The sequence below is a fragment of the Pseudarthrobacter sp. 10T415 genome (genome assembly GCF_056394175.1).
Map to the genome: position 1 here is coordinate 126,588 of NZ_JBFTHJ010000001.1, position 20,140 is coordinate 146,727.

The following is a 20,140-nucleotide window of genomic DNA, read 5'->3' on the forward strand; positions in this document are numbered from 1 at the left end:
CACGGACCCACTGCTGATAGCACTGTCCTATGACCGGCTCTCCCACCGCAGCTGCCGCCAGGCCGCCGTTTGACGCGGTCATCTTCGACCTCGACGGAGTCATCACCAACACCGCACTGCTCCACCAGACCGCCTGGAAAGAGGCATTCGACCGCATCTTCCAGGACCCGCGCATCCCGGCAACGGCAGACCGCACGCCGATGTCCAAAGCTGATTACCGGACGTACATCGACGGACTGCCCCGGGAAGAGGGCGTCATGAAGTTCCTGGCCGCCAGGGGAGTAGCGGTGGACCGGGGAACGGACCACGACCAGTCCGGCGCCTGGACGGCCTACGGACTCGGGGCCCTGAAAAACCGGTTGTTCCTCGAACACCTGCGCAGGGACGGCGTCCAAAGCTACCCCGGCACCATGCAGCTTTTGCGCCGGCTGGCGGACGCCGGGGTGCCCACGGGCGTGGTGACGTCCAGCCGCAACGCGTCCTTCGTCCTGGATGCAGCCGGCATCGCGGACCTCTTCAGCGTCATCCTGGACGGAACAGCCGCGGCCAAGCTTGGGCTGCGGGGCAAACCCGCCCCCGACGTCTTCCTGGCCGCCGCATTTCGGCTGGGCGTTCCACCGTCCCACGCCGTGGTCATCGAGGACTCGGTGGCCGGCGTCCAGGCCGCGCGGCGGGGCGGATTCGGCCTGGTGGTGGGCATTGACCGCAGCGGCACCCGGCGGGGTCTTGAAGCTGCAGGTGCCGGTGCGGTCCTGAACGACGTGGGGGAACTGGACCTGGGACTGGTGCTGGGCGATCCCTGGCACCTGGTCTTCGAAGGATTCGACGCCGACCACGAAGGGCACCGGGAAGCGCTCACCACACTGGGCAACGGCTACCTCGCAGTCCGGGGTGCAGCCGCAGAAGGCGGCCCGGCCAGCTACGCCGGCATGTACCTTGCCGGCGTGTACAACAGGGCCGAAGCGGAAGCAGGCGGAGAGACGGTAGTAGAGGAGCACCTGGTCAACGCTCCGGACTGCCTTCCCCTCGACCTGAGGCTGGAAGGCGGCCGGTGGTGGTCCGCCGGGGGAATGACCCTCCTGCTTGAGCGGCGCTCGCTGGATCTGCGCAGGGCGGTGCTGGAGCGGCGCCTGCTGCTCGAAACTGCCGACGGTAAACGGTTGGAGGTGGTCCAGGCCCGCTTCTCGTCCATGGCCGAGCCGCATCTGCTGGTGCTGGACATGCAGGTGACGCCGCTGGGCTGGAGCGGCACGGTGGAGGTACGCAGCGGAGTGAACGCCGGGGTCCGGAACGCCAACATTCCCGGCCCGGCGGCCGGTCCCGGGGTCCACCTGGCGGACCGCACCGGCGAGCGCACAGCCCCCGGGGACGTACCCGGTGACCTCCCGGACGACGGCATCTCCGTCGTCGAGGCCGAAACGACGCAAAGCCTGGTGCGGATCGCCGTGGCCTTCCGCACCCTGGGAGCCGGCATCGCGCCTGGGGCTGCCGAAGGCCGGGACGGGGCGTTCCACTACCGGTCCTTCCGGATGGCGCTCGCGGACGGGAATCCGTCAACAGTCACCAAGGTTGTGGCCGTGGTGACCTCCCGGGACCGCGCCATCTCGTCCCCGGCCTCCGCAGCGCGGTGGGTGCTGCGGCGCGCTGGCGATGACCCCGGTGCGCTGCTGGCCGCCCACCTCGACGCCTGGCGCCGGGAGTTGGCGCCCTACCTGGTGGAGATGGACGCGCCAGGGCAGGTGCGGCTGGTCCTGAACCTCCATATCTTCCATGTCCTGCAAACCCTGACCCGCCACACGGCTGAACTGGATGCCGGCGTCACTGCCCGCGGGCTCCACGGCGAGGGGTACCGCGGCCACGTTTTCTGGGATGAGTTGTTCGTGCTGCCACTGGTAACGCTGCGCACGCCCGACGTGGCACGCGCCCTGATCGACTACCGGTGGCGCCGGCTGCCCGCCGCACGGCATGCCGCCGCACTGGCGGGCTGCTTCGGGGCAATGTTTCCCTGGCAGAGCGGAAGCGACGGGACCGAGGAGACGCCCACCTGGCTCTACAACGACCGCTCGGGCCGGTGGGTCCGTGACTACTCGCACCTGCAGCTGCACGCCGGACTGGCAGTGGCCTTCAACGCCTGGCAGTACTACCAGGCCACCAACGACAAGCCATGGCTGCTCAGGCGGGGCGCCGAACTGGTCATCGACGTTGCCCGGTTCTTCGCCTCCCGTGCGGAGTTCAGCCAGGACACCTCCCGCTACCACCTCAGGGGCGTGGTGGGGCCTGACGAATACCACACCCGGTATCCCGGAAACCCTGAGCCGGGGCTGGACGACAACGCCTATACCAACGTGATGGCTGCCTGGGCCTGCCTGCGGGCGGCGGACATCGCTGCCATCTTCCAGGGCGAAGAACGGGCTGAGCTGGCTGCGAGGCTGGGCATCAGCGCCGACGAGGCCGCCGGCTGGGAGCACGTGGGCCGGGCGTTCTTCGTGCCGTTCCATGCCGACGGCGTCATCAGCCAGTTCGCCGGCTACGCGCAGCTCAGCGAGCTGGACTGGGACCGCTACCGGGAAACCTATGACAGCATCGAGCGGCTGGACCTCATCCTGGAGGCCGAGGGCGATGACACCAACCGGTACAAGCTCGCCAAGCAGGCCGATGTCCTGATGCTTCCCTACCTCCTGGGCCAGGAAGGACTGACCGGACTCCTGGCCGAGCTGGGCTACACGTTCACCGCGGAGCAGCTGAACCTGACCATCGAGTACTACCTTGGCCGCACAGCCCACGGCTCCACCCTGAGCCGGGTGGCGCATGCCTCAGTCCTCGCCGCACTCGACGCTGACAGGGCGTGGGACAGCTTCCGTGAAGCGCTCGACGCCGACCTGGACGACACCCAGCACGGCACCACCAGGGCGGGAATCCACCTGGGCGCGATGGCCGGGACAGTGGACGTCATCCAGCGCAGCTTCGCCGGGCTGAGGCTCAGCGGGGAGACCATCGTTTTCGCACCCAGTATGCCCACGGGACTCCGGAGCGTCGCCTTCAACATCCGGTACCGGGGGCACCACCTGAACATCAGGCTCAGGGGCGGGCACCTTCATGTGGTGTCGGCACCCGGGGACGCCGAGCCCATCGGCGTGCGGGTCAACGGCAGGGATACAACCCTGATGCCGGGCCAGGCCGGCAACTTCCGGCTGGCGGCCGCCGCGGATCCGGCCGTGCCATGAGGCGCCTCGGCATCCTCACCAGTGGAGGCGACTGTCCGGGCGTGAATGCCGTGATCCGCGGGGCTGTGCTCGCCGGAGAAATCGTCCACGGCTGCGGGTTCATGGGGTTCAGGGACGGCTGGCGGGGACTCCTGGAACAGGACGTAGTGCCCCTGCCCCGGCACAGCGTCCGCGGCATCTCGCGCCGGGGCGGCACAATCCTCGGAACGTCCCGGACCAACCCGCTTAGCCACGGTGGGGTGGACCGTGTCCGGGCAGGGTTCCGGCGCAACGGCCTGGACGGGCTCATTGCCATCGGCGGCGAGGGAACCCTGGCCGCCGCCAGGGAACTGTGCAGCCAGGGACTGCAGGTCATTGGCGTCCCCAAAACCATCGACAACGATCTCGGCGCCACTGATTACACCTTCGGCTTCGACTCGGCGGTCCAGACGGCAACGGAAGCCATCGACAGGCTGCGGACCACCGGGGAATCGCACCACCGGTGCATGGTGGCGGAGGTGATGGGACGCAACGCCGGATGGATTGCCTTGCACGCCGGCATGGCCGCCGGCGCCCATGCCATCCTGATCCCGGAACATCCCGTGACGCTGGACCAGGTTGCCGCCTGGGTTATGTCCGCCCACGGCCGCGGGCGGGCACCGTTGGTGGTTGTAGCCGAGGCGTTCACCCCCACCGGACAGGCGGCACCGTACGCTCCCCGTGGCCTGGACACGTTCGGCCGGCCCCGGCTCGGAGGTATCGGGCGCCTGCTTGAAGAGGAACTGCAGCTCATGACCGGCCTCGAGACCCGGGCCACCGTCCTCGGACACATCCAGCGCGGCGGCGAGCCGACTGCCTACGACAGGGTGCTCGCCACCAGGCTGGGCATCGCCGCCGTGGACGCTGCGGCCAACGGCAGGTGGGGGACCATGGTGGCCCTGCGGGGCACAGACATTGTGCCCGTGGGGCTGGAGGAGGCCCTCGGAACACTGAAGCTGGTACCCGAGGAACGGTACCTGGAGGCAGCTGTCCTGTTCGGCTGAACGCCGGTTACGAAGACTCCCTTGCTCTGGGCGCCTGGCGCGGCGGGCACCTCCGCTGCAGTGCCGCGAACGCCTGGACCGCCGCGCTGCCTGCCATGCCGGTGGCGGCCGATACTGCCAGAAGGTCCGGTGGCGGCCACTGAAGCCGGAGGAATTCGGTGGCCGGAGGTACGGTGAACAGCACGAAAAGGCCGGCGTACATACCCGCAAGGATCAATCCCTTCGTCCAGGTGAGCGGGCGCGACGCCGTGACCAGGATCCACGATGCCAGCAGGGCAAGGGTGATGATGGCAGCAGACTGGCCGGCAGCTGTTCCCGCCAGGCCGATGGTGCCCGCGTACCCGCTGACTCCGGCCACGCACAGGGCTGCGCACAGTCCTGCGGGCAGCGAAAAAGACAGGGACCGTCTCAGAAAGCCCGGCGTGTACCGCTCTCCGCCGGGCTGCAAGGCCAGGAAGAACCCGGGGAGCCCGATGGTCAGGCCATCGAGGATGGACAGCTGCCGCGGCAGGAACGGGAACGGCCACAGGAGCAGCGCGAAGACGAGGGAGATGGCGGTGATGTAGACCGCCTTGCTGAGGAAGACCACGGAGACCCGCCCCACGTTGCTGATGGCCCGCCGTCCCTCTGCAACAACCGCCGGCAATCTGTCGAAGCGGCCGTCCAGGAGCACCAGCCGGGCCACTGCCTTCGTCGCCGGCGATGCCGTGTCCATGGCGATCCCCAGATCGGCCTCCTTGAGCGCAAGGACGTCGTTGACGCCGTCCCCGGTCATCGCCACAGTGTGGCCGCGCCGCTGCAGTGCCTGCACCATGTCGCGCTTCTGCGCCGGGGTGACGCTGCCAAAGACGTCGTAGTCCTCCATGGCCTGCTCCAGGAGGGCAGGGTTTGTGGGAAGGGTGCGGGCATCGCAGGCTCCGGTACCACCCATTCCCATGGTGCGGGCCAGGACGGCCACTGTGCGGGGGTCGTCGCCGGAGATGATCTTGAGGGTGACTCCCTGGCCCCGGAAGTAGTCGAGCGTGGCCGCCGCATCCTTCCGGATGTCTTCGCGGAAGGTCAGCAGCAATTCCGGTTCAAGGGTGTCAGGGAGGCCACCACCCTCTGCCGCGCCCGGTGGCAGGGAACCGGGCACGTGCGCCAGTGCGAGTGTCCGCAGCCCCGTGGCGGCCAGGGCATTGGCCCTCCGGTGCGCCTCACCCAGCAGGGCTGATGCTCCCAGGACGGCACTGGGAGCCCCCAGCACCCAGCTGCCTCCGGCACCGCCCGCGGAGGGAAAGGTGACCGAACTCCATTTCCTGGTTGAGTCGAATGGCACGGACGAGGATTCGGCCAGCAGTCCGTCCCCGGGGAAGGCGGCCCCGATGGCCGCTGCCGTGGTGCTGGCTTCGGGCCTGGCTCCAAACCACGCCAGCGCATCCTTCCATCCCTCGGCTGGTGGCATCCCGGCATCGTGGAGCGCGTCAAAAGCGATGGCACCCGTGGACAAGGTTCCGGTCTTGTCCAGGCACAGGACATCAACCCGGGCCAGTATCTCCACGGCTGCCAGTTCCTGGACCAGGACCATCTGCCGGGAGAGCCGCAATCCGCCCGCCGCGAAGGCGATGCTGGTCAGCAGGACCAGGCCGAGGGGAATCATGGCAATCAGGCTCGCCACCACGCCCACCGCAGCCGTTACCCAGCGGCCGGAACTGAAGGCCCCGGCCCAGCCGCCCGCATCCTGGATCTGTGCGTTCGCGACGAGTGCCGCCGTCGGGAGCAGCAGCCAGGTGATGACCTTGAGGACCCTGTCCAGGCCGGCCCGGATCTCGGAAGTGACGAGCGAGAAGCGTTTCGCTTCGGCGGCGAGCCGCGCGGCGAACGTCCCTGCCCCAACCCTGGTTACCACCGCCCGCGCGCTGCCGGCGAGGATCAGCGACCCGGACAGCAGGTCCGCTCCGGCGGATTTGGGTACCGGCTCCGATTCGCCGGTCAGGAGCGACTCGTCCGCCTCGATGAAACCGTCGTCGAGGAGCCGCAGGTCCGCCGAAACCTGGTCTCCGGCGCTGAGCAGGACGACGTCGTCGGGGACCAGGTCTTCTGCCGGGATCCACTGCGGGACCCCATCCCGTATGACCCTGCTGCGGGCGGCCTGGAGGATTGCCAGGTGGTCAAGGGATTTCTTGGCCCGGTACTCCTGGACGATGCCGATGACGGCGTTGCCCAGGGCGGAAAAGCCAAAGAGCGCATCCCGCCACTGGCCAAGCACGAACAGCAGGACGAAGCTGCCTGCCACGATGCCATTGAACAGGGTGAAAACATTTGCCCGGACGATCTCCCACAGGCTGCGGCTGGTGGCGGCGGGGACGCTGTTCGTTTCGCCCCTGGCGGTCCGTTCCGCAACCCCGGCCGAGCTCAGGCCAGCTTCTTCAGCCTGGTGATGACGGTGGGGCATGGCGGCTGGGCCAGGACGGCGTGGGCGGTGGACCCCAACAGGAGCCTGCTGAAGCTGCCGCGGCCACGGCTGCCCAGCACCAGCAGCCTCGCTGTGGCACCGGCACGGAGCAGCGCGTCGGCGGGTTCCAGGGCGGTCTCGAGGACATCGTGCACCGCCAGGCCGGGGTAGTCCTGGCGCAGTCCGGCAACAGTCTCGGAGAGGACCACCTGCTCCTCCTCAATGACGTGCAGGGCGAAACTGCCGGACGGAAGCCCCGCCCTGATCCACCGGTTGGGACCCGTGAAGGCGTAGAGGACCGTGAGCTCCTCACCCAGCGCATCGGCCTCGGAGGCTGCGAAAGCCACGGCCTGGGTGGCCTGTTCGGACCCGTCGACGCCAACCACGATGCCGCGGCCATCAGCTTTCCCCGGGCCGATGACGGCCACCGGGCAATCGGCGACCGCCGCCGCCTGCAGTGCCCGGTCCGTCATGGCACCGCGGGATTGCCCGCTGCTGCCCAAAACCAGCATCGCCGCTTTCCCGGAATAGCGGCCCAGGGAGGCGCCGATGCTGCCCTCCAGCATTTCGTGCGAGACCTCCAGGCCCGGTTCCTGGCTGCGGATCCGGTCGGCGGAGTTCTTCAGCAGGTCCTCCCCGGAGGTGCGCAGCACATCAATGTAGGGGAGCGCCTCAAGCGCTTCGCCCGCCATCCAGTGGTCATCCAGGACGGACAGGAGCACCAGCGGCAGACGGAGCCGGGTGGCGCGGGCCGCAGCCCATGCCAGGGCTGCCCGGGATGCTTCGGACTCGGTGACGCCGACGGCGATGGGCTTGGTGGTATCCATGGCTGACCTTCCTTGGGGGTGCCTGGGTGGGGATGAATGTGTGTGGGTGAGCGGAAAAGTCAGCGTTCGCCGGCAGGTTCCTGCGGAGCCCAGCTCGACGGGGGAGCGATGACGAACCGCCTCCCGGTGACGTCGGCGGGGGTGACGCGGACCAGTCGGTCCTTGGTCCCGGCTTGCCAGGGGGACAGGCGGCCGTCGCTGGCCTCCCGGTGGGACGCGGCGTCGTCCGCCGCCTCGGCGCGGCCTTTGACCACCACGCTCCAGGCGATGGTGCCGTACTGGTTGAATCCGTCGGCCTCCAGGGATACGGCCTGGCCGTCTGGCAGCGAATCCAGCGTTGTTCCCTCGCCGGTGCGGATGAGCACCGTGCCGTTGCTCGGAACAAAGTTGACCGGAAGGATTTCGACCGTGTCCCCGTGCGGGAAGGCGATCCTGCACACCGGCGTCGACTGCAGGTATTTCCAGCAGTCATGAACGCCCAGAATTTCCGCTTCCGCTTCCACAGCACCTGTATCCATGGCCGTAGCTTAGGTCCGGGAATCCGGGCGGGGTAGGGAAGAAGGTCCCGGTGCGTGAATTATGCGGGCTGCGGGCATTCCCCGCCCCTTGATCCTCTCCTAGGATGGTGCCAAGCCCTCTGTTGCGTGCCCAGGCGCAGGCGGGTCCGCCGGGGATGCATCACCCTGGACGCTGCACAGCTGCTGGAAGCCTGCAATGGCGCGGGCCGCTTCAACAGGAGGTCCGACGTGAGTACTGAGCCGTGGCGTTCGCCCATGCGGGAGCGCGCCGAAGACCTCCTCCGCGACTTTGTCTCCCGCGCCGACGAACTGCTGCAGACCCAGGACAGGATGAACGGCCTGCTGTCCGCCGTCGTGGGCCTGGCCGAAGACCTCAGCCTCGAAACCGTGCTCGACAGGCTTGTGCGCTCGGCCTGCGAACTGGTGGGTGCGCGCTACGGCGCCCTGGGGGTCATTGGTGAGGACCGCAGCCTCAGCCACTTCATCACCGTGGGGATCGATGAGCAGGGCATCAGGTCCATCGGGGACCTGCCCACCGGGCACGGCGTGCTGGGACTGCTGATCCGGGAGCCGCGGCCGCTGCGCCTCCACGACCTGGGCCAGCACCCCATCGCTTCCGGGTTCCCCCAGAACCATCCCCCCATGAAGACCTTCCTCGGCGTCCCCGTGCGGGTGCGCGACGTCGTCTTCGGCAACCTCTACCTCACGGAAAAGACCGGCGGGCTGGATTTCACGCCGGAGGATGAGGACCTGGCTGTGGCGTTGGCGGCTGCTGCCGGCGTGGCGATCCAGAATGCGCGCCATTTCGATGACAGCAGGCGCCGGCAGAAGTGGCTGGAAGCCGGGATGGAACTGAGCAGCCGGCTGATTGTCACGCCCAGGCCCGGGGACGCAGAGAACCTGGACCTGGTGTCGGAGACCGCATTGCGGGTTTCGGATTCAGCCCTCGCCGTGATCGCTGTGCCGGCCGGTGACGGTGCCCTGCGCTGCCGTTCCTCGCTGGGCGTCCAGAGCCTGCAGGCGGGCCGGGAGATCAAAGCTTCCGGCGTCGTCGACGACGTCATCAGGACGGGAAAGTCCGTGATGGTGCGGGATCCCCAGCAGGTCTTTGACGACGGTGTGGTCGAAAAGCTCGGTCCGGTACTGGTCTGCGCGCTTGGCCACAGCGGAAGTGACAACGGCGTGCTGATCCTTGCCCGACAGTCGGGTTCGGGCCCGTTCACCCAGGCAGAGGTGGAGTCCAGCGCGTTGTTCGGCAGCCGGATCGGGCTGGCGCTCGACCTCGCCCGGGTCCACGCCCTCCGTGAACAGAACCTTCTGTTCACGGACAGGGAACGGATAGCCCGCGACTTGCACGACCTGGTCATCCAGCGCCTGTTCGCCGCAGGCCTGAGCATCCAGAGCCTCCGCCGCTACACACCGGATCCGGTGGCCCATGAACGGATCGCCGCCGTCACCACGGAGCTGGATGACACCATCCGGAAGCTCCGCGACACCATCTATTCGTTGCGGACCGGCGGCAACCAGGAACCGCTGACCGGCCGCATCCTCAAGGTGGCCGAAGAAACATCCCGGGGTTACGCCGTCGTGCCCAACGTAGCCTTCAGCGGCCCTGTTGACGACACCGTCCGCGAGGACGTGGCCGGCCACCTGCTCTCCGTCCTGTCCGAAGGCCTGAGCAACGCCGCGCGGCACTCCGGGGCTGCGGACATCCGCGTGGCGGTGACCGCGTCCGCGGATGATGTGGAGCTGGTCATATCGGACAACGGCCGCGGCTTCGAAGAGCCGGCGCTGACCAGCGGGCTCGCCAACATGCGGCACAGGGCGGAGATGCTGGGCGGCAGCTGCAGCATAGACAGCGAACCGGGCATGGGGACCCGGGTCCGGTGGCGCGTCGGACTGACCTGACGGTGCCCGGCCCCGTCAGTGCGCTTCCTGGCTGTTCCTGGTGACGAACACGGCCGCCTGTGTCCTGCGTTCGAAACCGAGCTTGGCCAGGATGGACGAGACATAGTTCTTGACGGTTTTCTCGGCCAGGAACAGCTCTTCGCCGATCTGGCGGTTCGTCAGGCCCTGCCCCACCAGCGCCAGCACCTTCTTCTCCTGCGCGCTGAGCCCCTCCATCCTCGGGTCCGTCGGGGTCCGGGTCAGTCCGGAGACAATCCGTTCCCGCACCCCTGGCTCGAACAGGGAGGCGCCGGTGGCCGCCTTGCGGATACCGGCCAGGAGGTCATCGCTCCTGATCTGTTTGAGGATGTAGCCCGCAGCACCGGCCAGGACGGCTCCGCGGATGGCCTGTTCGTCGTCGTAACTTGTCAGGATCAGGCAGTTCAGCCGCGGATCGAGCGAACGGACGTCTCGGCAGACCTCGATGCCGGTGCCGTCCGGCAGGCGCCCGTCCAGGATGGAGATATCCGGCCGAAGCGCCGGGATCCGGCGTGTGGCCTCGGCAGCCGATCCGCTTTCGCCCACCACCACGAACCCTTCACCTTCCAACAGGTCTTTCAACCCCTGCCGGACAAGTTCGTGGTCGTCGAGGATGAAGACGCGAAGCGATTCCTGCGGATCTGCAGCTTCCCCCGAGCCAGACTCAAGACTTTGCACGTTACGCTCCCATTTTCATAAGGACCACACCTGCACCCGCTGCGCTGTGCGGGCAGCCCCCGGCAGGGGCAAGTACCATTCTTGCGCCCGCCGTCCGCGGATGTAAGGGACCAAAGTCGGAAATTGCCTGATATTGCTGCAGCCGCCCGGTGACCAAAGGCCCTACCCGGCCGGCTGCTCCGTCAGCAGGGTTGGAACAGACGTGCACTGGCAAACGGAAGGGAGCCCACCATGGAAGCCGGCGAACGCCAGCCCAGGATCATTGTGGGCGTGGACGGATCGGGCGCCTCGATCCAGGCCCTCCGGACTGCCCATGCCCTGGCGGGGCCGCTGGACGCTGCTGTGGAGGCATGGGCGTGCTGGGATGTACCCGCCGGTTTCGGAATCTACCTGGCCGTTGGCATTGAGGGATTCGAGTTCGCGGCGAAGCAGTCACTCCAGCAGGCGCTCGCCGATGCCTTCGGGGCCGCGGTGCCGCCGGAAATCCGCGGGCGGCTCCTGCGGGGCAGCGCAGCGCACCTCCTGATTGACGGCAGCAGGAAAGCTGCGCTTCTGATTGTCGGCCGGCATGGGCACGGCGGGTTCGTCCCGGGCTCGGTGAGTTCCGCCTGCGTGAGCCATGCCCACTGCCCGGTTTTGGTGGTTCCGGCCCAGGCAGAAGGGGCCGACGGCGGGCGCTGACCCCTGGTCTTTACCGCACCGGGTCCAGTTCCGCACCGGCCAGTTCCGCACCGGCCCGTTCCGCGCCGTCCCCTTCCGCACCGGCGTCACGGCGTTTCCGCCGGTGCCTCCGGCGTGTGCACCACCAGTACCGGGCAGTGGGCATGGGCCACCAGCGCCGAGCTGACCGAGCCCAGGAGCAGGCCGCCGAAGCCGCCGTGCCCGCGCCGGCCCACCACCAGCAGGTCAGCGTCGCGGCTGGCCTCGATCAGTGAATCCCGGGGGTGTCCGCGGACGAGGCTGGCCACGACGTTCGACGGCGTTTCGTCACCATAGGCGGCGCTGACCGCCTCATCGAGGATCTGGCCGGCCCGCTCTTCGAATCCCTCGATGCCCATCAGCATGTAGCCGGAGTAGGCCTGCGGGTAATCCCAATAGGCCCGGGCCTCGACCTTGGCGCCGAGCGGCACGGCGAGGCGCTGCGCCTGGCGCAGCGCCTCGATGGAGGCCTCCGAGCCGTCGACTCCCACGACGATCCGGCCGAACGGTGCTCCGGCAGAACCCATCTCAACTCCTTCTGGTGCGGTCACGTCCGTGTGTTGCCCTGCCCGGGCCGGCGGCTAGGGCTGGGGCGTTGTGCCTGTCCCGGGCACGGGTACTTCCTGCCGGGCGGGTTGGCCCGCCGGCGGCGGCGCTTCCCCGGGCCCCTGGTCGAGCCGGAAGGGAGGATATTCGTCCCGCATCAGCGCCGTGTAGGCCATGACGCGGTAAATCCAGCGGTTGATGCCCAGGATCAGGTCGAACAGCGGGCGCAGGTAGCGGCCGGTGAAGAGGAGCGCCACCAAGGCCACCAGTACCAGGATCCCCAGCAGCGAAATCCCGGTGGTGCGCTCATACGTGGTTCCCAGATCCGTGGTTTCCGCCCGCCACGTCCAGGCCGTGCCGGCGAGGGCAGCCACGATCAGCAGGTGTGGGATGGCCAGCAGCCACCACTTGACCAGCACCAGTCCCCGGGACAGCCGCTCCGGATAGTCCACGTCGAAGTCCGCCGGATAGTCGGTGTGCGCCAGGGTGAAAGGCGGATAGAGGTCCGTGCCGGCGGCGGCATAGGCGTAGAACGCTACCCTCCAGTTCCAGCGCATCACCCCGACGTTGAAGTTGAAGAGTGCCCTCGGGTAGCGGCCGGTGAAGAGGATCGCGAACCCGGCCACGATGGTGGTCACTGCGAAGGCAAACCACAGGAAGACCAGCACAACGAAGTGCGGAATCGCCAGGAACCACTTGACCAGCCACAGGCCCCTGGACAGACCGGGGTCCAGCTCACCGAAAAGCCGCGCCGGGTAGGGTGCCCGGTCCGCCAGTTCTGCCATGTTCTGCGTGGGCTGCTGAACCTGCACCGGAAGTCCCGGCGCACCCGGCGCACCCTGCCCCCGGGCCGGCGGGCCGGTATGGCGGCCCAGGCCCATGGCCCCAAAAACCAGCAGCGGAACACCGATCACCAAGGCAATGGCGCCGCCCACCAGCAGGCCCGTGGCGGCCGGCCGGATCAGTTCAGACCGGGCCCCGGCCTGCAGCGTTGCAGCCACGCCCTGGCTCGCATCGGCATTCATCAGGACAATCGACCAGTTGCCGGCCGCAAGGTCCCACGTGAGCTCCTGTTCGCCGGGGCCGGTTGCGGACGCAGCCCAGAACGTCTGCTGGGCGGGTGCGGCAGGGACGGCAGTTCCCGGTATGTCACGGTACTCGGCCCGGAACGGCTGCATCTCGACGTCGAGCAGTTCCGAATGGTAGACGCCGGACAGGTACTTCTCGACGTCGGACTGGGACGCGATTCCGATGAAGATGTCCTTGGCCGGGTCCACCGGGGCAGCCCGCAGCCGCAGGGTCCCCAGATCAAAGGGAAGGCGGGGCGGAGCGCCCTCGCCGATGGCATCGAGCCGGGGCGAGGTCAGCGCGTGGGATGCGACTGACAGCCGGGCCGTGCCGGAGGTAAGGAAGCCGTCACCCTGCGCGGACCCCACCGCCATGGCTACGGCGCCACCGGCGAGCGCTGTGAGGCCCACCAGCGAAAGGAGGATCCCCAGGATGAGCATGATGATTGCTGCGGTTTTTCTCATGGTGTCGCCCCCGGAACTGATGGTGCGGACAATGTGGATGGCGGAATCCGGCCCCCTGCCTGGCCGGGTCCCGTTCCCGGTCAGGCCTTGTTCTTGCCGGCCTGGATCCGGGTGATGACAGTGGGGCAGGGAAGGTGCTTGAGCACCCCGTGGGCAGTGGAACCGAGCAGCAGCCGCTTGATGCCGCCGCGGCCGCGGCTTCCCACCACCAGCATCCTTGCTCCGCCTGCCGCGTGGACCAGCGCGTCAACGGGGTCCCGTTCGGTGTCCAGCACCCGGTGCACCAACAGGTCCGGGTAGTCCTCCTCGAGGCCCGCCACCGTCTCAGAGAGGACCACGCGTTCTTCTTCGGAGACCATCTCGGCCAGGCTGGCCGGGGCCAGCCCCGCATCCGTCACGGGGTCGGGCATCCTGACTGCATAGACAACGGTGAGCTCATCGCCCTCCCGGTCGGCCTCCGCAGCCGCAAAAGCGACTGCCTGCGTAGCCTCCCGGGAGCCGTCGACCCCCACCACCACGCCGGACCGTCCGGCAAGGTCCTGCGTCCCGACGACGGCCACCGGCACCTTGGCGGAGGCCGCGACCTGCAGGGCCCGGTCTGCCAGGGTTCCCCCCAAGTGTCCGGAGCCGGAACCGATCACCAGCATCGACGCCTTGCCCGAGTACTTCGCCAGCGACCCGCCCACGCTCCCGGTCAGGAGCCGTGTGGTGACCGTGGCCGGTGTTGCTCCCCGGACGCGCCCTGCCGCAATTTTCAGCAGTTGGTCGCCTGCCTCCTCCAGTACGCCGAACCAGGGGTAGGGCTCGGCCACCCAGCGGTCGTCCACGACGTGGAGGACGGCCAAAGGTGCCCCGGACTTTTCGGCCCGGTGCGCGGCCCACAGCACCGCCGCCTGGCTCTGCGCCGAGTCGTTGGTGGCAACAGCAATCGGTTTACGTGATGTCATGGCCGGCTTCCTGGTCTTTCGTGTGGAGTTGTGGGCGGACGCAGGAGGCGGTGGCCGCCCCCAGCCTGGCGCGGCGACAGCACGTCTCCTTGCCTACAAGAGTGGCCGCCGGAGTCCTGCCATCTGTAGGGCCGAAAGTCACGGCTATCGGAGGACAGTTCCCACCCGAAGGGGTGCTCAGTATGCTTACTATTGTCTGGCGGTACCGTTCTGCGCTGCATCAGACCGGGTGCAGCCCCAAGGAAAGGCGTGACTATGAGTGAACAGAACCTCCCGGAGGATGGCCTGGAAATCGTTGACGAAAATGACGTGCTGCTCGATGAAACACCGGGAAGCGCAGCGTCACAGGAGCTTGACCCCGTACACGGCGAACCGGACAGCTATCCCGGTGCGGCCGAAAACAATCCGGACCGCTGGCAGGAAGACCCGCTGCTCCAGGACGAAGCTGTCCCGGGGGAAGGCAGCGAATTCGACCCCAACGATCTTGAGCGTTAGCCACGGCCACCGGCGCTGGTGCTGAAAGGCGGGGACATGAAAAGCAATGAACTCCTGCAGGATGCCTTCGTGCGCATCAGCGATGCCGTGGCGGAGACGCTCAAGGGCCTCGATGAAGAAGCCCTGCACCATCGCCCGGCCGGCACCGGCAACCCCATCGCCTGGCTTCTCTGGCACCTGGCCCGGGTGGAGGACGCACAGGTTGCCTCCGCTGCAGGCCTGGAGCAGGTGTGGACGCACGCGGGTTTCGCTGCCCGCTTCGGCCTCCCGCTGACGGACCGGGACACCGGCTACGGGCACACCAGCGGGCAGGTGGACTCTGTCCGCGCCACGGCAAGCCTGCTGGGGGACTACTACGGCGCGGTCCACCGGCAGACCATGCAAGTCCTCGGTGAACTGGCAGACCAAGACCTTGACCGGACCGTGGACACCAACTGGGACCCTCCGGTGACCCTCCGGTGACCCTCGGAGTCCGGCTTGTCAGTACCCTCGCCGACTGCCTGCAGCACGTGGGCCAGGCAGCCTACGCGAAAGGCCTGGTGGCCGCACGTCACGGCAGCGGCCGTGCGTGAACTGGTGGTCCTGGGCACAGCATCGCAGGTACCCACCCGTACCCGGAACCACAACGGGTACCTGCTCCGCTGGGACGGGGAGGGGCTGCTCTTCGATCCCGGCGAAGGGACACAGCGCCAGATGATCCACGCCGGAGTTTCGGCAACGCAGGTCACCAGGATCTGCCTCACCCACGTCCACGGCGACCACTGCTTCGGGCTCCCCGGCGTCCTGTCCAGAATGGTGCTGGACGGCGTCAACCACCCGGTCCACCTGCACTACCCGGCCTCCGGGGATGCTGTGGTGCGGGCGCTGGTCTCTGTCAGCACGCCCGGCCTGGACCTGAGGCTCCATCCCCACGGCGCCGCCGGTGAGGTGGCGGAAGGCCTCCACATCCGGCCGCTCAAGCACCGGATAGAGACCTACGGGTACCGCCTCACCGAGCCCGAGGGCTTTACGTTCCTGCCCCACCGCCTCGCGGCAGCGGGCATCGCCGGGCCGGACGTCGGCCGCCTCCTGCGCGAAGGTACCCTTGCCGGCGTCGGACTCGCCGATGTCAGCGTTCCGCGCCCCGGGCAGCGTTTCGCGTTCGTCATGGACACCGCACCGTGCGACGGTGCCGAAGACCTTGCCGACGGCGCCGACCTCCTGGTCGCCGAGTCCACCTTCAGCGACGACGACGGCGGGCTGGCGGAGGAATACCGCCACCTCACCGCCGGGCAGGCTGGCGATTTGGCGGGACAGGGGAGCGCGCGGACGCTGGTGCTCACGCACTTCTCGTCCCGGTACGGCAACGACGTCACCTTCCTGGCCCGGCAGGCGTCCGCCCGCGCCAAGGGTGCCACTGTGATCGCCGCCGACGACCTCCAGCGCATCCGCCTTCCGAACCGCCGCGGGGGGCCTGCAACGGCCGCCGCGGGGATAGGGTTAAAACCATGACCGCTGCTGCAGAATCGACTGTCGCCCTGGGTGGCCGCTTCGCCCGCGAACTCAACGAGCTGGCGGTGCCCTGGGAGGCGGAGGAAGCCCCGGACCCCAAACTCCTGGTACTCAACGGACCGCTCGCCGCGGAACTGGGGCTCGACCCGGCGTACCTGGGCTCGGAAGAGGGAGCGCGGTTCCTGCTGGGCAACCACGTCCCGGAAGGTGCCACGCCTGTGGCCCAGGCCTACGCCGGGCACCAGTTCGGCGGCTACTCGCCCCTCCTCGGTGACGGCCGCGCGCTGCTGCTGGGTGAGCTGGAGGATGCCCGCGGACGGGTGAAGGACCTCCACCTGAAAGGCTCCGGCCGCACGCCATTTGCCCGCGCCGGTGACGGCCGTGCCGTCGTCGGGCCCATGCTCCGCGAATACGTGGTCAGCGAGGCCATGCACGCCCTCGGCATCCCCACCACCCGCTCCCTCGCCGTCGTGGCTACCGGACGGCAGGTGCGCCGGGATGACATGCTTCCCGGCGCCGTGCTGGCCCGGGTGGCCGGCAGCCACCTTCGGGTGGGCAGTTTCCAGTATGCGCGGGCCACGGAAAACACCGAGCTCCTGCGCCGGCTGGCGGACCATGCCATCAGCCGCCACTATCCGGACGCCGCGGCGGAGGAGAACCCCTACCTCGCCCTGTACCGGGCCGTGGTGGCTTCGCAGGCCTCGCTCGTGGCGCAGTGGATGCTGGTGGGGTTCGTCCACGGTGTGATGAATACAGACAACATGACCATCTCCGGCGAAACGATCGATTACGGCCCCTGTGCCTTTATGGACGCGTTCAACCCGGCCGCCGTGTACAGCTCCATCGACGTCGGCGGCCGGTATGCGTACGCCAACCAGCCGGTCATGGCCGAATGGAACCTGGCCCGCCTCGCCGAAGCCATGCTGCCGCTCATCGACGAAGACCAAAAGGCGGCGGTTCCGGTGGCCGTGGAGGCGCTGGGCGGGTTCCGGCGGTATTACAGTGCGGCGTGGTTTGGCGGCATGGCCACCAAGCTGGGCCTGGCTGCGGGGAAGCCGGATACGGCGGCAGCCGAGGAGGTCTCTGACCTGGTGGACGGCGTCACCGGCATCCTCAAGGACGGCCCGGTGGACTACACGCTCTTCTTCAGGAACCTGGCCAAGGCCGCCCGGGGTGACAGCCGGCCTGTCCGCGGGATGGTCATGGACCTGGCTGCGTACGATGCCTGGGCCGAACGCTGGCAGAAGCTGGGGCCGGATGCCGGGCTGATGGACCGCACCAATCCCGCGTACATTCCGCGGAACCACCTCGTCGAAGAGGCGCTGGCCGCGGCTACCGGCGGGGACCTGGATCCACTGCACGGGCTGCTGGAAGCGGTGACGGCGCCGTACAGCGAACGCCCCGGCATGGAGCGGTACGCCGAGGGCGCCCCGGAGGACTTCGGGACGTACATGACCTTCTGCGGCACCTGAGCCTGAGTTTGGTTACGCAGTAAAAAGGGCGGCAGCCGGGATGTCCCGGCTACCGCCCTTTTTGCAGCTCTATGCGCTGGAAGCTACCTGCCCAGCAGGCTATGCGACCCGTACGTAGGAGGCTGCACCAACCCAGCTGACGGAGTGCACCTGGGTCTGGCTGCCGTTGACGCCGCCGCTGACCATCTGGCCGTCACCGGCGTACACGCCGACGTGGCCGGCGGAGATGACGAGGTCACCGGGGGCGGGGGTGCCCACCACGGTGCCGTACTGGAAGAACTGGCCGGGAGCCAGGTCTCCGACGGACTTGCCGACGGCGCGCAGGGCCTTCTCCACCATGGCGGTGCAGTCCTGGGTGACGCCGACCTGGCCGTAAGCGTTGGCGAGGATGGCAGCGCCGGTGCCCGAGCCGGTGGCCGCAGGCGTTGCCGAGGCGTAGCCGAGGTTCATGCCGGTGTTGGCGGGAGCGGTGCTTGCGGTCTGGACCGGTGCCGCTGCCGGAGCAACGGCCGGAGCGGCCGGTGCTGCGTAGCCGGCGCCGGGAATGGCAATCTGGTCACCGGGGTAGATGATCGAGGAAACGTCGAGGCCGTTGGCTGCCAGGACGTCGTTCAGGCCAACCCCGTAGGCGGACGCAATGGCGCCGAGGGTGTCACCGGAAGCAACCGTGTGGACGTTGCCGGCAGCGGCTGCAGGGGCAGCGGCTACGGGCGCGGCAGGAGCCGAGTATGCCTGGACGTTAGTGGTTTCGGTGCTGTCCGGGCCGGTCACGCCTGCATGTGCCGGAGCTCCGACGCCGAACGCAATGCCCGATGCTGCGGCTACTGCGAGTGCCGGGCGTCCAAAGGTCCGGGCCTGGGCCTTGGCCGTCACGGCCAAACCCTGCAGCGCGATGGAGCCGGCCGGAGTAGCGCGGTGACGGGCGGTGGTGAAATTTTTTGACACGGTTGATCGCCTCTCCCATGCCTGCGGGGTGAGCTGTCGGGTTCGGGCTGGAGATACCCGGCCGGTAACGCACTTCGTCAGGGACGGAAGGCGATATCGACTTAACCCCAAGGCTTCGGTGAAGCCGCGGAAACTTGGTTCCCCCGTCCCTGCCAGCTGGAAAGCGATTGAATCCCGGTTCAGCGGCAGGGCTCGGCAAGCTGAGGGGAATGTCCCGCTTGGGAGGGACACGTGTATGACCATAACCCGACGTTCACCCGATTGTCACATTTGGATAACATACGAGGCGGACCTCTCGGATGAAGCCATCGGCCGGATGGCGGCCCGGATCGCCGCGGTGACCTCGGATGATGCCCGGTGCCTAGCCGGTCTGGCAGGCCTGCGTAACAAAGTCATAAAGTTGTGCACGCAACGGCCCGCTGGCGGCGACTTTCAGGACGCCTTCCCGGGTCCCGACCGTAACGGTGAGGGGCAGCAGGGTGCCCACTTTGTCTTCCGCCACGGCGTGCGGATCGCACCGGGCGGGGCGCACCCGCAGGGCCAGGGCAGTGCCGGTTTCCCCCGTCCGGACCGTCACGTTCCGCGGCCACGGCTCAGCCCCGGACTCGGGCCCGGCCTCCGCCAGCAGGGGAGTGCCGCCCACGCTGTGCAGCGTGAGGGGCGGAGTCCCTCCGGGGGCCGTCGGCTGGGGGCTGATGCGAAGGAGGACGACGGCGGTGCGGCCGTCCGCCGCCACCTCAAGGTGCGGGTCCAGGGCCAGTCCGGCCACCTTCGCGGCGTCGGCGGCCAGGCAAAGCTCGCTGTTGTTGCGCGGCAGCACGCCGAAGGGATCCGGCGCCGGAAGGCTCAGGGCTGCCGGCTGCTGTCCGGCCGCAGCGAAGGAAACCGTGGCGCTGGCCTGCGGCGATGCCGTTGCCAGGTCGGCGCAGGTGGGGGGTGGAAGCTGTGCGGGCACGCTTTTGGGCTGGTGCGGCGGAAGCTCCAGGCTGCCCGCTTGTGGGGTCCACTCGATGTCCCCGTCGAACAGCGGGGAACTGACGCGCGCCAGGTCCACTGTGAGGAGACCGTCCGTGGTGTTGGTGAGCTGGAGCAGGATGGCGTGCTGCCCGTACTGGTCGCGGGACTGGTTTACCTCGATGGTGACCGGTCCGGGGGCGGCGGCAGCGGGGGACGCTGCAGGGGTGGGCTGCTGCGGGCTGCAGGCTGATACCGCCAGTACTGCCGCGGTCAGGAATGGCAGCACGCGGTCGCCGGTTTCCGGTCTTGCTGTCCGTGCGGAGGCGGGGCCGCGGCGGATTGCTGTGGTGCGTGGTGTGCTGGCGCCGGCCATGGGCACAGTCTAGGGCTGTGGCGAGGCTTCCGTCTCTGCTGGATAACAATCCAC

At 68.4% G+C, this 20,140-nt stretch carries 16 protein-coding genes, 1 pseudogene and 1 riboswitch; of the genes and pseudogenes, 8 read left to right on the forward strand and 9 right to left on the reverse strand.

All coding sequences use genetic code 11. The annotated features are described in order from the left end of the window. Nucleotides 1-29 precede the first annotated feature (29 nt). Together AC1DBN_RS00620 and AC1DBN_RS00625 are read left to right on the forward strand one after the other, a co-directional pair. Complete coding sequence (locus tag AC1DBN_RS00620) at nt 30-3,224, forward strand: beta-phosphoglucomutase family hydrolase (RefSeq protein WP_477722427.1); 3,195 nt, start codon at nt 30-32, stop codon at nt 3,222-3,224. Further along, entirely contained in the window at nt 3,221-4,246 is a 1,026-nt protein-coding gene (locus tag AC1DBN_RS00625; RefSeq protein WP_091720614.1) for an ATP-dependent 6-phosphofructokinase, read from the forward strand. Before AC1DBN_RS00620 ends, AC1DBN_RS00625 begins: the two co-directional genes overlap by 4 nt. A gap of 7 nt (nt 4,247-4,253) precedes the next feature. Here AC1DBN_RS00625 and AC1DBN_RS00630 read toward each other — a convergent pair whose 3' ends face one another. Genes AC1DBN_RS00630 through AC1DBN_RS00640 form a run of 3 tightly spaced genes read right to left on the reverse strand, consistent with a single transcriptional unit; the run spans nt 4,254 to nt 8,025 of the window. After that, the gene (locus AC1DBN_RS00630) at nt 4,254-6,680 is read right to left on the reverse strand and encodes an HAD-IC family P-type ATPase (protein WP_091720612.1); all 2,427 of its coding nucleotides are present in this window, start codon (nt 6,678-6,680) and stop codon (nt 4,254-4,256) included. Next, the gene (locus AC1DBN_RS00635) at nt 6,641-7,507 is read right to left on the reverse strand and encodes a universal stress protein (protein WP_091723989.1); all 867 of its coding nucleotides are present in this window, start codon (nt 7,505-7,507) and stop codon (nt 6,641-6,643) included. Before AC1DBN_RS00635 ends, AC1DBN_RS00630 begins: the two co-directional genes overlap by 40 nt. Nucleotides 7,508-7,566: 59 nt before the next feature. Next, the gene (locus AC1DBN_RS00640) at nt 7,567-8,025 is read right to left on the reverse strand and encodes a pyridoxamine 5'-phosphate oxidase family protein (protein ID WP_091720609.1); all 459 of its coding nucleotides are present in this window, start codon (nt 8,023-8,025) and stop codon (nt 7,567-7,569) included. Between the two features lie 255 nt (nt 8,026-8,280). On the opposite strand from AC1DBN_RS00640, the gene AC1DBN_RS00645 reads away from it, so the two are divergent. Beyond that, nucleotides 8,281-9,933, forward strand: coding sequence for a GAF domain-containing sensor histidine kinase (locus AC1DBN_RS00645; RefSeq protein WP_091720607.1), 1,653 nt, complete (start codon nt 8,281-8,283; stop codon nt 9,931-9,933). A 15-nt stretch (nt 9,934-9,948) separates the two neighbouring features. Here the strand turns inward: AC1DBN_RS00645 and AC1DBN_RS00650 are convergent, their stop codons facing one another. Then, complete coding sequence (locus AC1DBN_RS00650) at nt 9,949-10,629, reverse strand: response regulator (RefSeq protein WP_091720604.1); 681 nt, start codon at nt 10,627-10,629, stop codon at nt 9,949-9,951. Nucleotides 10,630-10,860: 231 nt separating this feature from the next. Between AC1DBN_RS00650 and AC1DBN_RS00655 the strand changes: the two genes are divergently transcribed. After that, complete coding sequence (locus AC1DBN_RS00655) at nt 10,861-11,310, forward strand: universal stress protein (protein ID WP_091720601.1); 450 nt, start codon at nt 10,861-10,863, stop codon at nt 11,308-11,310. Between the two features lie 86 nt (nt 11,311-11,396). Here the strand turns inward: AC1DBN_RS00655 and AC1DBN_RS00660 are convergent, their stop codons facing one another. From AC1DBN_RS00660 to AC1DBN_RS00670, 3 genes are all read right to left on the reverse strand, one after another. Further along, nucleotides 11,397-11,855, reverse strand: coding sequence for a universal stress protein (locus tag AC1DBN_RS00660; protein ID WP_091720599.1), 459 nt, complete (start codon nt 11,853-11,855; stop codon nt 11,397-11,399). 54 nt (nt 11,856-11,909) lie between these two features. Then, on the reverse strand, nt 11,910-13,406 hold the full coding sequence (locus AC1DBN_RS00665) for a DUF4389 domain-containing protein (RefSeq protein ID WP_091720596.1): 1,497 nt from the start codon (nt 13,404-13,406) through the stop codon (nt 11,910-11,912). Between the two features lie 80 nt (nt 13,407-13,486). Continuing rightward, complete coding sequence (locus AC1DBN_RS00670; protein WP_091720593.1) at nt 13,487-14,353, reverse strand: universal stress protein; 867 nt, start codon at nt 14,351-14,353, stop codon at nt 13,487-13,489. Nucleotides 14,354-14,608: 255 nt separating this feature from the next. On the opposite strand from AC1DBN_RS00670, the gene AC1DBN_RS00675 reads away from it, so the two are divergent. The 4 genes and pseudogenes from AC1DBN_RS00675 (at nt 14,609) to AC1DBN_RS00690 (ending at nt 17,811) form a co-directional block, all read left to right on the forward strand. Then, a complete protein-coding gene (locus AC1DBN_RS00675; protein ID WP_231994286.1) occupies nt 14,609-14,848 on the forward strand; it encodes a hypothetical protein in 240 nt (79 codons plus the stop codon). 36 nt (nt 14,849-14,884) lie between these two features. Then, a pseudogene (locus AC1DBN_RS00680) lies at nt 14,885-15,420 on the forward strand (mycothiol transferase). After that, nucleotides 15,413-16,339 carry a ribonuclease Z gene (locus tag AC1DBN_RS00685; RefSeq protein ID WP_477722428.1) on the forward strand — a complete coding sequence of 309 codons (927 nt, stop codon included), beginning with the start codon at nt 15,413-15,415 and terminating at the stop codon, nt 16,337-16,339. Before AC1DBN_RS00680 ends, AC1DBN_RS00685 begins: the two are co-directional and overlap by 8 nt. Beyond that, nucleotides 16,336-17,811 (forward strand): protein adenylyltransferase SelO, encoded by a 1,476-nt coding sequence (locus AC1DBN_RS00690; RefSeq protein ID WP_091720586.1) that lies wholly within the window; start codon nt 16,336-16,338, stop codon nt 17,809-17,811. The genes AC1DBN_RS00685 and AC1DBN_RS00690 overlap by 4 nt, the downstream gene beginning before the upstream one ends. A 99-nt stretch (nt 17,812-17,910) precedes the next feature. Here AC1DBN_RS00690 and AC1DBN_RS00695 read toward each other — a convergent pair whose 3' ends face one another. Both AC1DBN_RS00695 and AC1DBN_RS00700 read right to left on the reverse strand, forming a co-directional pair. Then, a complete protein-coding gene (locus tag AC1DBN_RS00695) occupies nt 17,911-18,756 on the reverse strand; it encodes a C40 family peptidase (protein ID WP_091720583.1) in 846 nt (281 codons plus the stop codon). A gap of 3 nt (nt 18,757-18,759) precedes the next feature. Next, nucleotides 18,760-18,932: riboswitch (cyclic di-AMP (ydaO/yuaA leader) on the reverse strand. 185 nt (nt 18,933-19,117) lie between these two features. Beyond that, on the reverse strand, nt 19,118-20,086 hold the full coding sequence (locus AC1DBN_RS00700; protein WP_314214646.1) for a hypothetical protein: 969 nt from the start codon (nt 20,084-20,086) through the stop codon (nt 19,118-19,120). Nucleotides 20,087-20,140 lie beyond the last annotated feature (54 nt).

What these genes read in the sequence shown, in the direction of transcription:
- AC1DBN_RS00630 (WP_091720612.1), bottom strand. Translation starts at nt 6,680, where the DNA reads ATGCCCCACCGTCATCACCAGGCTGAAGAAGCTGGCCTGAGCTCGGCC.
- AC1DBN_RS00665 (WP_091720596.1), bottom strand. Translation starts at nt 13,406, where the DNA reads ATGAGAAAAACCGCAGCAATCATCATGCTCATCCTGGGGATCCTCCTT.
- AC1DBN_RS00640 (WP_091720609.1), bottom strand. Translation starts at nt 8,025, where the DNA reads ATGGATACAGGTGCTGTGGAAGCGGAAGCGGAAATTCTGGGCGTTCAT.
- AC1DBN_RS00620 (WP_477722427.1), top strand. Translation starts at nt 30, where the DNA reads ATGACCGGCTCTCCCACCGCAGCTGCCGCCAGGCCGCCGTTTGACGCG.
- AC1DBN_RS00700 (WP_314214646.1), bottom strand. Translation starts at nt 20,086, where the DNA reads ATGGCCGGCGCCAGCACACCACGCACCACAGCAATCCGCCGCGGCCCC.
- AC1DBN_RS00625 (WP_091720614.1), top strand. Translation starts at nt 3,221, where the DNA reads ATGAGGCGCCTCGGCATCCTCACCAGTGGAGGCGACTGTCCGGGCGTG.
- AC1DBN_RS00690 (WP_091720586.1), top strand. Translation starts at nt 16,336, where the DNA reads ATGACCGCTGCTGCAGAATCGACTGTCGCCCTGGGTGGCCGCTTCGCC.
- AC1DBN_RS00635 (WP_091723989.1), bottom strand. Translation starts at nt 7,507, where the DNA reads ATGGATACCACCAAGCCCATCGCCGTCGGCGTCACCGAGTCCGAAGCA.
- AC1DBN_RS00655 (WP_091720601.1), top strand. Translation starts at nt 10,861, where the DNA reads ATGGAAGCCGGCGAACGCCAGCCCAGGATCATTGTGGGCGTGGACGGA.
- AC1DBN_RS00645 (WP_091720607.1), top strand. Translation starts at nt 8,281, where the DNA reads ATGCGGGAGCGCGCCGAAGACCTCCTCCGCGACTTTGTCTCCCGCGCC.
- AC1DBN_RS00660 (WP_091720599.1), bottom strand. Translation starts at nt 11,855, where the DNA reads ATGGGTTCTGCCGGAGCACCGTTCGGCCGGATCGTCGTGGGAGTCGAC.
- AC1DBN_RS00675 (WP_231994286.1), top strand. Translation starts at nt 14,609, where the DNA reads ATGAGTGAACAGAACCTCCCGGAGGATGGCCTGGAAATCGTTGACGAA.
- AC1DBN_RS00670 (WP_091720593.1), bottom strand. Translation starts at nt 14,353, where the DNA reads ATGACATCACGTAAACCGATTGCTGTTGCCACCAACGACTCGGCGCAG.